Origin of the sequence: Paenibacillus donghaensis, from assembly GCF_002192415.1 — a bacterium.
Lineage (GTDB): Bacteria > Bacillota > Bacilli > Paenibacillales > Paenibacillaceae > Paenibacillus_AQ > Paenibacillus_AQ donghaensis.
Genome location: NZ_CP021780.1, coordinates 2,544,961 through 2,556,978, shown reverse-complemented (window position 1 = coordinate 2,556,978; position 12,018 = coordinate 2,544,961). Strand labels below are relative to the sequence as shown.

General features: G+C 50.9%; 10 protein-coding genes. All 10 read right to left on the bottom strand.

What is annotated here, in order from left to right; translation table 11 throughout:
* Nucleotides 1-61 precede the first annotated feature (61 nt).
* The 10 genes from B9T62_RS11155 to fabF all read right to left on the bottom strand — a co-directional run bounded on the left by B9T62_RS11155 (nt 62) and on the right by fabF (nt 12,005).
* Nucleotides 62-2,569, bottom strand: a complete 2,508-nt coding sequence (locus B9T62_RS11155) for an ABC transporter permease (RefSeq protein ID WP_211296446.1) — start codon at nt 2,567-2,569, stop codon at nt 62-64.
* A 23-nt stretch (nt 2,570-2,592) separates the two neighbouring features.
* Nucleotides 2,593-2,967, bottom strand: coding sequence for a hypothetical protein (locus tag B9T62_RS11150; protein ID WP_157685569.1), 375 nt, complete (start codon nt 2,965-2,967; stop codon nt 2,593-2,595).
* A gap of 13 nt (nt 2,968-2,980) precedes the next feature.
* On the bottom strand, nt 2,981-3,646 hold the full coding sequence (locus B9T62_RS11145) for an ABC transporter ATP-binding protein (RefSeq protein ID WP_087915325.1): 666 nt from the start codon (nt 3,644-3,646) through the stop codon (nt 2,981-2,983).
* A 60-nt stretch (nt 3,647-3,706) separates the two neighbouring features.
* Nucleotides 3,707-4,021, bottom strand: coding sequence for an ATP-binding cassette domain-containing protein (locus B9T62_RS11140; protein WP_211296445.1), 315 nt, complete (start codon nt 4,019-4,021; stop codon nt 3,707-3,709).
* 358 nt (nt 4,022-4,379) lie between these two features.
* Nucleotides 4,380-4,577, bottom strand: a complete 198-nt coding sequence (locus B9T62_RS11135; protein ID WP_087915323.1) for a hypothetical protein — start codon at nt 4,575-4,577, stop codon at nt 4,380-4,382.
* Nucleotides 4,578-4,713: 136 nt separating this feature from the next.
* Complete coding sequence (gene ftsY / locus B9T62_RS11130; RefSeq protein WP_087915322.1) at nt 4,714-5,709, bottom strand: signal recognition particle-docking protein FtsY; 996 nt, start codon at nt 5,707-5,709, stop codon at nt 4,714-4,716.
* Nucleotides 5,710-5,719: 10 nt separating this feature from the next.
* Nucleotides 5,720-6,277, bottom strand: a complete 558-nt coding sequence (locus B9T62_RS11125) for a GNAT family N-acetyltransferase (protein ID WP_087915321.1) — start codon at nt 6,275-6,277, stop codon at nt 5,720-5,722.
* A gap of 56 nt (nt 6,278-6,333) precedes the next feature.
* Nucleotides 6,334-9,903, bottom strand: coding sequence for a chromosome segregation protein SMC (gene smc, locus B9T62_RS11120; protein WP_087915320.1), 3,570 nt, complete (start codon nt 9,901-9,903; stop codon nt 6,334-6,336).
* Nucleotides 9,904-10,049: 146 nt separating this feature from the next.
* Nucleotides 10,050-10,754, bottom strand: a complete 705-nt coding sequence (gene rnc / locus B9T62_RS11115; RefSeq protein WP_087915319.1) for a ribonuclease III — start codon at nt 10,752-10,754, stop codon at nt 10,050-10,052.
* Between the two features lie 12 nt (nt 10,755-10,766).
* On the bottom strand, nt 10,767-12,005 hold the full coding sequence (gene fabF / locus B9T62_RS11110) for a beta-ketoacyl-ACP synthase II (protein ID WP_087915318.1): 1,239 nt from the start codon (nt 12,003-12,005) through the stop codon (nt 10,767-10,769).
* Between the last annotated feature and the right edge of the window lie 13 nt (nt 12,006-12,018).

Sequence of the window (12,018 nt, the reverse complement as noted above, 5' to 3'; positions counted from 1 at the left end):
ATGATGTATACCTCTTCTACTGCTTAATGTATTATTTACTTCATCAGGGACTTACCTGCTTTTATTCATTGATCCTTAGTCTTTCAATAATAGTCTTCTTGGCGATATTCCGGTAACATAACGCTGGTATTATAACAGCGATCAGAACTATCGGGATAACGCTAACTGCAATAGGCGTTAATGTGAATCTCCAGGTAAAATAACTAAGCTCTGCGCCTAAGGCAGGAACCACAGTCATACTCGCCAAGCTTCCAAGGACAACGGACAACAACAAGCCGAGACAAGCATAACCAATTCCCTCATAGTTAAGCATTTTTTTCACCTGTCTAACCGTCATCCCTATAGATTGCAGCATCGCAATTTCTCGTTTTCGAGTAAGGATTGAAGTCAACATTGAATTAATAAAATTCAAGACCCCTATAATTCCCAGTAGAATACACAATACTCCACCAACAACTTCAAACATGAAGATCAAATTATTAAAGGTTTCTGCGGAAGCCTTCTTCGAGAAATAATCCAACCCCGTATCCGTAGTTGAGCAATATTGTTCCAGCCATTTTTCCGTCTGCGTGATATGGTTGTCATCTACATCAAAAATGGTATACATGGGCTGCATAGCACCTGCGTTAGCAATAAGTTCATCTGAGGGCAACAGGAACTCTAATCCTATGTCATAATAGGATGCAGAATGAATCGCCTTAGGGAAATCAACAATGGCCAGAACATCATATTCCTTTTCCTTCCCGTTGCCAAAGCTAACCATCACCTTGTCGCCAGGATGATAAATGCTATGGGTTCCATCTTTAAATGTGCTGACGTTTGTAACGTAGATTCCCTCTCCATTCTCCCATCGTTGTGAATTTAGATGACCTTCTTTCACCTGGATCAGCTGTGCCGGCCACTCACTGAAGCCAAATGTATTGACGGTTGATCTGTGCTTCACCATCTCCTGAGAACTTTGGAATTCTTCTCTTTCGGATTCACTCATTAGTCCAGTCAATTTTTGGAGTGCAACCAAGGCTTGATCCGTTAGGTTTTGGGTCACTGTCTCCACGTAGACATTCCCGCTATTCTCCAGCCCGTCCAGGGTTTGTACTTGCCGGGTGAACTCCTCACTTACACCAGAGGTATTAAATGGACTCGAATTATTAATAATCGAAGCATCTGCAACCGTAAAATCCGCCACGGATTGATACGCAATAAACTTGTCAAAATCAAAAGAATGTACAAGACCATACGTACTATTAAAAATAACTAAGCTGAGGGTGAATGACAGAGTAACCATCAGCACTTTCCGGGGGGTTCTCTTTAAATTTGCCAGAGCCAGACGAACGGGGGAGATCGGGTTCGCCTTTTTCTTTTTCCGCCTGCTGCCTTGCTGGTCTCCTTCAATATAACGAAGGGCTTCCATAGGCGACACTCTGGATGCGACTTTTGCCGGTCCCGAGCAACTCATATACACTGTCAACAAACTAAATATAACGGAGAGCGCGAAAATAAGCGGGTGCAAGCTCGGTACAACACGCATTTCTTCTCCAAAATTATAAATGATCGACGGAACTAGCAGACGACCAATAACCCAGCCTGACATAAGTCCGATTGGAATACCGATACAGGCGAGATAGACGGCCTTAAAGCGAACCATCCGTTTGATCTGCTTTGAAGTTGTACCAAGGGTCTTCAACAAACCATACGACCGAATGTCTTGTGCGATTGAAATATAGAACACATTGTAGATGACCAAGTACCCCGCTACAAAGATCACTACAATAACCAATATGCCTAAAAATAAATCCTGAGGTTCAGAATCAATAAATTCACTAGATGAGTTAACTGTGATCTGACCATCAAAACCAGTTCGACTGGCAAGCTCCTCAGCTTGTGTCTCTATATTCCAGGTATGCGGGAACCAAAATTGACTGTTCATATACCCGGAGTATACATTCGGGCGATTATTCCAAGGCTCATTAGCCACAGGAGCCACGGCATCGGCATATTCACGGGATACCCAGATGCTCTGACGCCATGCGACGGGGTTGCCGTCCCAAATTCCACTTACTGTAAAGGTATCTGTAATCACTTGTTTATCAGTTTTAAAGGTTAGCGTAATGCTTTGTCCGAGGGTATGCGGAAGCCCCAGCGCATCCAGCACCAAGGCACTTACTCCTATCTCCTTCTTTTGCTGTGGCATAGTCCCCTTATTCGGCAAGCTATACGACCATTCCGCATATTTATCCTCGCTATACCGCACTTCTGTTGGCAGCTTACGGAAGGCGTCGCCTTGTGCGTCACCAATTAGAATGGAATAGGAACTATCCTTAATCTCCGGATCTGTGGATACTCTTAAATATTCAGTCATAGACATCTGGTGAAACCCGCTATGAGCGTAACTTCCTTTTATTCTCATTTCGTTGTCCTTCATAGACTCCAGCAAACTTCCTGCAATGGTAAATACACTAGTAAACATCATCCCTGCCAAGGCAATTGCTAGAATAGCAATATAATTTTTGCTGGAGCGAACTGACTTTTTGGCCAGCATTCTCACAACACTTCCACTTCCGGTATTCAAGTCTTTTCACCTTCTCCTCACTATTAGTCCGCCTGTCTCAACTGTTCAATGACACTCTCACGGGAAATCAAATGATAAATCAGACTGGGTACTGTTCCACATAACAAAAAAACAGCTCCAGAGTACACAAGCAAAGAAGTAACCGGATATATGTACGCTCCGTAACCCATATTCTCTTTCATAACATTAAATACCAAGTAATTAAAAATACTCCCCATTTCTTTTAATTCCTGATTTTTAGATAATTTTAGGTAGCTATAAAATGTAGTGCAGGCTGCAGTGATGAGGACCTTCGTCAGGATAACGGCACATGCCAATACCCAATTTCTCGTATGATTAGCCTGATAGTATCTTTGTGATACTCTTTGGATGGCTGATTCCGAATGATCGAAAGACATATCCTTATCCTCCCTAACCCACAATTTTCCCGTCCTCCATGCGAACTGTCCGATCTGCACGCAGGGCAATATCGTTGTTATGTGTAATCATAATGATGGTTTGCTTAAACTGTCGGCTCGTTATTTCCAACAGTTCTACAACTTCTTGACTGGTTTGGCTATCAAGATTGCCTGTTGGTTCATCAGCAAGAATCAATACCGGTTTCATTGCCAATGCCCGTGCAATAGCCACCCGTTGTTGCTGACCGCCTGATAGATTGTTAGGTAGATTGTTCATTTTCTCAGTCAGCCCTAACACCCTTGCAATGTGATTAATATACTCCTGATCTGCCTTATTACCATCTAACTCAATAGGTAGAACAATATTCTCGTAGACATTGAGTATTGGCAAGAGATTATAGCTTTGAAAGACAAAACCTATATTCTGGCGTCTAAAAATAGTAAGCTGATCATTCTTCAACTTGGAGAGATCCTTCCCATTGATCTCAACGCTTCCTGAGGTGGGATTATCCAGACCACCAAGCAAATGCAGCATTGTTGACTTGCCACTGCCGGATGTGCCGACGATAGCCACAAATTCCCCTTTCTCTACGCTCAAAGTTACCCCTTCCAGAGCCTTGACAAGATTAGGTTCAACACCGTAATGTTTTCTCAATTCAATAGCTTTTAATATACTCACACATGATCCCCTCAGTTTCTTTTATGAAGTGGTGTATAACTGATAATAGAAATCCTCATCCTACATTAATTGTTGATGGCTTCCTTTCTCTATGATTTGTCCTTCCTTCAAGACAGAGATGGTATCCGCACTTCGGATTGTAGACAATCGGTGAGCAATGATAATCATAGTTTTCCCCTTAAACAAAGATAGAATCTGCTCTGTTATCTCATGCTCCGTATGATTATCCAGCATAGATGTTGCTTCCTCGAATACCATGATGGGCGAATCCTTAAAAATTGCTCTGGCTATAGCCAGTCGTTGCTTCTCCCCTCCAGACAATCGAATGCCATTCTCACCTATAACGGTATTCCATCCGTCCTTCAGATTATGCACTAGGTCGTATATACATCCAACGATCGTAACCGTAATGATTGAGCTAACCAGGTTCATAAGTGAACTATATTGAGTCAACGCCAATGTAGTTTTAATCTCGCATCTGTGAAATCCGCTTCATTTCTCTTAATCTTTCTATTTGCATTCCATATTAATCCAATAATTTACTTTATTATATATAATAATTCGTTTACAATAGATTTTTTTCCTATATAGTAGCAGTTCAATTTTATTAATTACATCTATTGATACAAACCGGACAGGAAACCTCTGGGGATTCTCCGGCTTCCTGTTCATACGAACACTTGGCCACTATAAATTCAGGGACAGGGTCCATCCTCCCACATTCTACGCAGACCTAATTAATCCATACCTCTTTCTCTTCTTTTCCACTATCCCGGGTGCCACAGCGTATCGCTTTATTTACCGTTCCCGTGATGGTACCGCGCAGTCCCTCCGGCAGGTGATGACCATGCATGTCCATGAATCCGTGAAAGTGGTCTTTTAAAATTTGCCTAATGATTCCTCGTTTCTTCCACGTCTCCTGATTCTTCATGTTCATCCCTCCTACCGTTTTCTTCGGAGTTATCCACAGTTTTTTTGTATTGTATAATTTCCTATACAACAAAAAAGCAGCAGAACCGAAATACCCGGTACCTGCTGCTTAGATCTTCCATTATAGAACTTGCTTGTTACTCTTCTGCCTTGGCTTCCTCTTCGGCGATCAGCCCGGCGAACAGGGCGTGCACGAACTGCTGCGAATCAAACGGCTGCAGATCCTCCATCTTCTCCCCAAGACCGACCAGCTTCACCGGCAGGTTCATTTCCTGACGGATGGCTACCACGATGCCCCCCTTGGCCGTGCCGTCCAGCTTGGTCAGAACGAGACCGGTGACGCCGCTCTTCTCGCCGAACAGCTTCGCCTGTGTCAGCGCGTTCTGGCCGGTGGTGGCGTCAAGCACCATCAGCACCTCATGCGGAGCGCTTGGAATCTCGCGCTGAATGACGCGGAAGATCTTGTTCAGCTCCTCCATCAGGTTGCTTTTGTTCTGCAGCCGGCCTGCGGTGTCGCAGATCAGCACATCGACATTGCGCTGCTTGGCAGCTTGCACAGCATCAAACATTACAGCGGCCGGATCGGAACCGGACTGCTGCTTGATAACATCCACGCCTGCGCGTTGCCCCCACACCTCAAGCTGCTCAATCGCACCGGCACGGAACGTATCCCCGGCGGCCAGAAGCACCTTCTTGCCTTCCTGCTTGTAGCGATGGGCCAGCTTGCCGATCGTGGTTGTTTTGCCTACGCCGTTGACGCCCACGAACAGAATGACAGTAATCCCGTCCGGGTTCTCCTTCAGACGGTTGTCGTCATCGCCGCGCAGCAGCTCCATCAGCTTGCGGGAGAGAATCGGCTGCAGCTCGGACGCATCCTCGATGCGCTCTTTTTTGACCTCGGCCCGCAGCTCTTCCACCAGCTTCATTACCGTATTAACACCTACATCCGCACCGATCAGGATTTCCTCGAGCTCCTCGTAGAACTCCTCGTCAATCTTTTTGCGGCGGATAATCAGGTCAGATACCTTCTCCACGAAGCCCTTGCGCGTCTTCTCCAGTCCGTCGCGGAACTGTTTGGTTACACTTTCCGTCTTGCCGGAGATGCTTTCTTTCAATTTTCTAAAAAAACTCATGATTCTCCTCCTAAGGGTTAAATCTAATGGGCACGCTGCCCGTCTTGCGGCTCCAGATCATATGATCTTTCCCCGGTCCCCATTGATCCTTCAAAATATAATCAGGCTCGCCGAACTTCCGCTTCCAGAGTCGCATGGCCGTGGCATAGCCGCTGTCGAAGCAGAATTGCTTGATGTTGCGGCTGCTCAGTGCCCGAGCGATCTCACTCCATAACAAACTGCCCAGCCCTTGACCCTGAAACTCGGGATGTACGTATACCGACCCTACTTCAACCTGATCGGCTAGAGTCCCCTGAGTGCCCTCTATGATCAATGCATTCGCGGGACCATAATGAATCGTGCCCACCAAGCTGTTTTCATGAAAAGCGGCAAGGAGATATCTGTTGCCTTCAGGATCATTCAAACAACCTTTAAGCAAGCTTTTTTTCGTATTGATTTCATGTTCAATCACACTCAGCTGATCTCCGATGCCTTCTTTGGTGAACGTATCACGGATTACTAGCTCAAAAAACTGATGCAGTCTCCCCGTATCCCCCACACTTGGCCGTCTGATCTCTACCTTATTCATTAACTTGTAGTCCTTTCTCGCAAAAATAGAGCAATTCGGCCGGTGCTGAGTCTTACTTAAGCGATTTCCGCTTCCTCATCCTCCAGCTTGACGGAGACGAGCTTGGACACACCGCCCTCTTCCATCGTCACCCCATACAGAACATCGGCTTCCTCCATCGTTCCTTTGCGGTGGGTTACCACGATAAATTGCGTCTGCTCGGAGAACTCGCGCAGATACTGGGCAAACCGGACCACATTGGCTTCATCAAGCGCCGCTTCGACCTCATCCAGTACACAGAAGGGAACCGGCTTGACCTGCAGGATGGCGAACAAGAGCGCCATCGCGGTCAGAGCACGCTCCCCGCCGGAGAGCAACTGCAGGTTCTGCAGCTTCTTGCCGGGAGGCTGGGCCACGATGTCGATGCCGGTGTCCAGCATATGCTCCGGGTCCAGCAGTTGAAGGTCAGCCCGTCCGCCGCCGAACAGCTTCGAGAACACCGTGCCGAATTCGCGGCGGATCGCGTCGAAGGTAGACTTGAAGCGCTTGGACATCTCTTCCTCCATCTCGCGGATGACATGGTACAGTGTGGTTTTGGCTTCTACCAGATCATCCTTCTGACCGCTGAGGAACGTGAAGCGCTCATGTACACGCTGGTATTCCTCAATCGCACCCAGGTTCACCTCGCCCAGCGAAGAGATACTGCGCTTCAGCCGCTGCACATCGGCCTGGGCCGCCGGAACATCCTCCGGCACCGGGTACCGCTGCTTCGCCAGCTCATAGCTGAGCTCATAATCATCGCTCAGCTTGCGCAGGATATTGTCCAGCTCCACATCCAGCCTGCCTACAGCAACCTCAGTCGAGCGCAGCTTGTCGTCGACCAGCTTCAGCGCCTGCCGCTGATCCTTCGTTTCGCCTTCCTCAAGCTCCAGCTTGCGGGTCAGCGCAGCGCGTTCTGCCCTTGCGAAGTCAAGTGCCTTGGAGGTCTCTTCCTTCTTCAGCCGGTAGCTGTTGAGATCCTCCTTCTGCTTGACTGCTTCCACCGTATGATTAGCCAGATCCTGCTCAATCGTGTTCAGCAGATTGCGGTTCTGGCGCAGCTCTTTATCCTGGGAGCCGGCATCCTGCCGCATGCGGCGCAGCTGCTCTTCCAGAGAGAAGATCTCCTGGTCCAGCTTGCCTTCGGCTACCTTCATGCCTGTCAGCTTGCTCTGCAGCTCCTCCTTCGCCGACTCATTGGCCTTGCGGGTCGATTCCGCGCTGCGGATCGCCGCATGGGCCTCCTTCTCTTCCGTCTCCAGCCGCTCCAGCTCGGCGGCGGCCTGAGTGCGGCCTTCCAGCAGTCCGCGCACCTCGCTCTCGAAGCTGCTGCGTTCCACGCCAGCACTCTCGACCTGCTCCTGCACATGGCGCAGCTCATGCTCCAGCTGCTTCAGGTCACCCGAGACGCGCTGCTCGTCCAGCCGTTTCTCATCCCCGTCACGGCGCAGCTCTTCCAGCTTCAAGCTGGCGTTCTCCTGCTCGCTGCGCAGCCGTGAAATACTCTGGCTGAGCTTCACAATCTGCCGGTCGCTCTCTTCAATCTCGCCGCTCAGCTGATCCAGCTGGCGCTTGCGGCTAAGGAGGCTGTTGTTCTTCTTGTGCTGGCTGCCGCCTGTCATGGAACCGCCGGCATTGACCACATCGCCATCCAGCGTAACTACGCGGAAGCGGTACTGGCATTTGGCAGCGATTCTGTTAGCATCCTCCAGACTCTCCGCGATCACTACATTGCCAAGCAGACTGCCAACAATATTGGCGTACTTCTCTTCATAACCTACGAGGTCCGCACCAATGCCTACGAAACCGGATGCGCCTTCCACCTGGCTGCGGTCACTGCCCGTGATCTGGCGCGGGCGGATGACATCCAGCGGCAGGAAGGTCGCCCGACCCAGCTGACGCTGCTTCAGGAAACTGATTGCCTGGCGCGACACCGCTTCGTTATCCATTACCACATGCTGCAGGGAGGCGCCAAGCGCAGTCTCCACCGCCAGCTCCAGCTTCTCGGGAACAGAGATCAGCTCGGCCACCGCACCGTGCACACCGCTCAGCTGGCCTTTGCGGGAAGCCTTCAGCACTTCCTTGACGCCAAGCATGAAGCCATCGAAATCATCCTGCATTTCCTTCATCGTCTCATGGCGGGAGAACTGCGCTTCACGCTTCTGCTCCCACTTGCGCAGGCCTAGCTGCGCCTCCTCCAGCAGCTTCTGGCGTTTGCTGAGCTGCTCGCTCTCGGTGATATAGCTGTTGCGCAAGGTGCTCAGTTCTTTACCGAGCTGAGCGATCTTATCCTGCAGCCCCTTCTTGGCCAAAGTCAGTTCCTCCAGCCGGGCTGTCCATTTGCCGCTTTCTTCTTCACTGCGGCTCATCCGCCGTTCCAGCGTTTCCTTCTGCTGGTCGGCATAGCGGATTTCATTGCGGGCACCAGCCATCAGGTTCATCAGCTCCAGCAGCGAGCTTTTGAGCTTCTCTTCATGGCTCTGGCTGATGCCGAAGGCTACGCCCTCCAGCCTCGCCTGCTCACCCTCCAGCTGGCTGCGCAGCTCGGCCAGCTTCAGCCGCGACTGCGTCAGCTTCTCCTCCAGCGCTGTGAGTTCACGCTGGCGGCCTTCCGAGCGTTCGCCTACCGAGCCGAGCGTCAGCTGCAGCTGCTCACGGTTGCTCTCCAGGTTGCGTTTGCGCTCCTTCAGCACTTCCCCGTAGCCTTCGCTCTTCTCATAGGCTTCACTGTATCGCAGCAATTGCTCCTGCTGCCGTTCGATCTGCTCTTCCAGCACGCGCAGCGCAGAACGTCCGCTCTCCAGCTTGGCATCATGGGCCGAAACCACGGTGGACAGCTCCAGCTGTTCATCCTTCAGCACCAGGAGGCGCGAATTGCCTTCCTGCCAGGCTGTATGAATACCTTCAATCTGATGCACATAGACCGAAATCTCCTGCTGCTTCAGCTGCTCGCGCAGCTCTTTGAAGCGGATGGCCTTCTCGGACTGATCCTTAAGCGGTCCGATCTGGTCCTCCAGCTCACTGATCAGGTCATGGATGCGGAGCAGGTTCTGCTCGGTGTCATCCAGTTTGCGTCCGGCTTCCTTTTTGCGCGACTTATATTTAACAATCCCTGACGCCTCTTCAAAGATACCCCGCCGGTCCTCGGAGCGTGTGCTGAGAATCTCTTCAATCCGGCCTTGTCCAATAATGGAATAGGCCTCACGCCCGATGCCGGTGTCCATAAACAGCTCCGTAATATCCTTCAGGCGGCAGGATTGCTTGTTGATCAAATATTCACTTTCCCCGCTGCGGTGCACACGGCGTGTCACCGTAACCTCGCTGAAATCCAGCGGCAGCGTGTGGTCCTCATTGTCGAGCGTCAGCGAGACTTCGCCATAGTTCACTGCCTTGCGGGCGTCGCTTCCGGCGAAGATAATATCCTCCATCTTGCCGCCGCGCAGCGATTTGGCGCTTTGCTCGCCGAGCACCCAGCGGATGCCGTCAGAGATATTGCTTTTGCCGCTGCCATTGGGCCCTACTACAGCCGTAATGCCGCGCACAAATTCCATCTCCGTCTTGTCGGCAAACGATTTAAAACCTGCTAATTCAATCCGTTTGAGAAACATAACCCGCCTATCACCTCTAACTCATTATATCATCTTATCTTTCGAAAAAGAGCAGCAACGGTCTGAGTTCCGCCAAAACGCCGGTATTCAGACCTTTGCTGCTCTACTCCGATTGCTTATCCGGTTCCTGCTGCCTCCCGGACTTGTCAGGCGCCTTCTTCCTTCAGACGCAGGAGTGCAGCTGCCGCAGCCTGCTGCTCCGCTTCCTTCTTGGAGCGCCCGCTTCCCTTGCCGAGCGAACGGCTCGCCATGTAGACCTCAGACACGAATTCCCGCTCATGGGCCGGTCCCCGCTCTTCAATGATCCGGTACTCCAGCGTACCCATATTGTGATGCTGAATCAATTCCTGCAGCTCTGTCTTGAAGTCACTCATCTGCATCTGCAGCTTGCCGTCTGTCTCCACAAGCGGAAAGACATGATCATCCAGGAACCTGCGAACCGGCTCCAGCCCCTGGTCGAGGTAAAGCGCTCCCACGAAGGATTCAAACACATCGGCAAGCAGAGCGGGACGGGTACGACCACCCGTTAGCTCTTCCCCTTTACCGAGCAGCACATAACGGCCGAAGCCCAGGCTCTCCGCGAAGCGGACCAGAGACGGCTCGCAAACAATCGCGGCACGAAGCTTGGTCAGCTCCCCTTCAGGCCTGTCCGGCAGTAAATTGTACAGATACTCAGACACCGTAAGCTCCAGGACCGCATCACCCAGAAATTCCAGACGTTCGTTGTCCTGGTGCTGATTGAACCGGTGTTCATTCACATAAGATGCATGGGTAAAGGCTTGCTTCAGAAGTACAGAATCGTGAAATTGGATTTGAAGTTGATTTTGTAATTGCTTCAGTTCTCCCTTCACCGCACTGTCCCCTTACTGATTATATTTTTTCAAAATAACGGTTGCGTTATGGCCTCCGAATCCGAAGGAATTCGACATCGCAATGTTAAGATCCGCTTCACGCGGCACATTCGGCACATAATCCAGATCGCATTCCGGGTCCTGGTTCTCCAGGTTGATCGTAGGTGTTATGATGCCCTTCTGCAGCGACAAGCCGCAGATAATCGCTTCCACGCCCCCTGCCGCACCCAGCAAATGGCCGGTCATCGATTTCGTGGAGCTGATGGCCACCTTATACGCATGGTCGCCCAGCGCCTTCTTCACAGCCAACGTTTCGGAACGGTCGCCCACAGGGGTCGAGGTTCCGTGAGCATTGATGTAATCAATCTCCTCCGGCTGAATCCCGGCGTCGCGGATCGCCATCTTCATGCAGCGTGCTGCACCGTCCGGGTCCGGTTCCGTCATATGGTGAGCGTCACCGCTCAGACCGTAGCCGATGATCTCGGCATAGATTCTTGCCCCGCGTTTCTGGGCATGCTCCAACGATTCCAGCACCAGAATGCCTGCACCCTCACCCATAACAAAACCGTCGCGGTCCGTATCAAATGGACGGCTCGCTTTCTCCGGCTCGTCATTGCGGGTGGACATCGCACGCATGGCGCAGAAGCCTGCCATTCCGGTCGGACGGATTGTTGCTTCCGAACCCCCACAGATCATCGCATCGGCATCACCGCGCTGGATGAAGCGGTAGGACTCGCCAATGGAATGGCTGCCAGTGGCACATGCGGTAACATTCGTTGTGTTGGGTCCCTTGGCACCCAAATTAATCGACAGCTGACCGGAGCCCATGTTCGCAATCATCATGGGAATAAAGAACGGGCTGACCCGTTTCGGACCCTTCTCCAGCAGCAGATTATGCTGATCTTCCCAAGTACCCAAGCCTCCGATACCGGAGCCGACAGATACACCAATTCGTTCAGCATCAATATCCTCGCCGATCACAAGGCCGCTGTCCTTCAATGCATCTTGGCCGGCAGCAACCGCGAACTGGACGAAACGGTCCATCTTGCGGGCTTCCTTACGGCCGAATAAAGCCTCGGGATCAAAATCTTTGACTGAAGCTGCAATTTGTGTAGTGTACTCACTGACATCAAAAGTTTCAACCCTGGATACGCCGGATTTACCGCTCATCAGGCTCTCCCAGAACGTTTCCAGATCCTTGCCTAAGGATGTCACTACACCCATACCGGTAACAACCACTCTATGACTCAAACGCAATCACCCC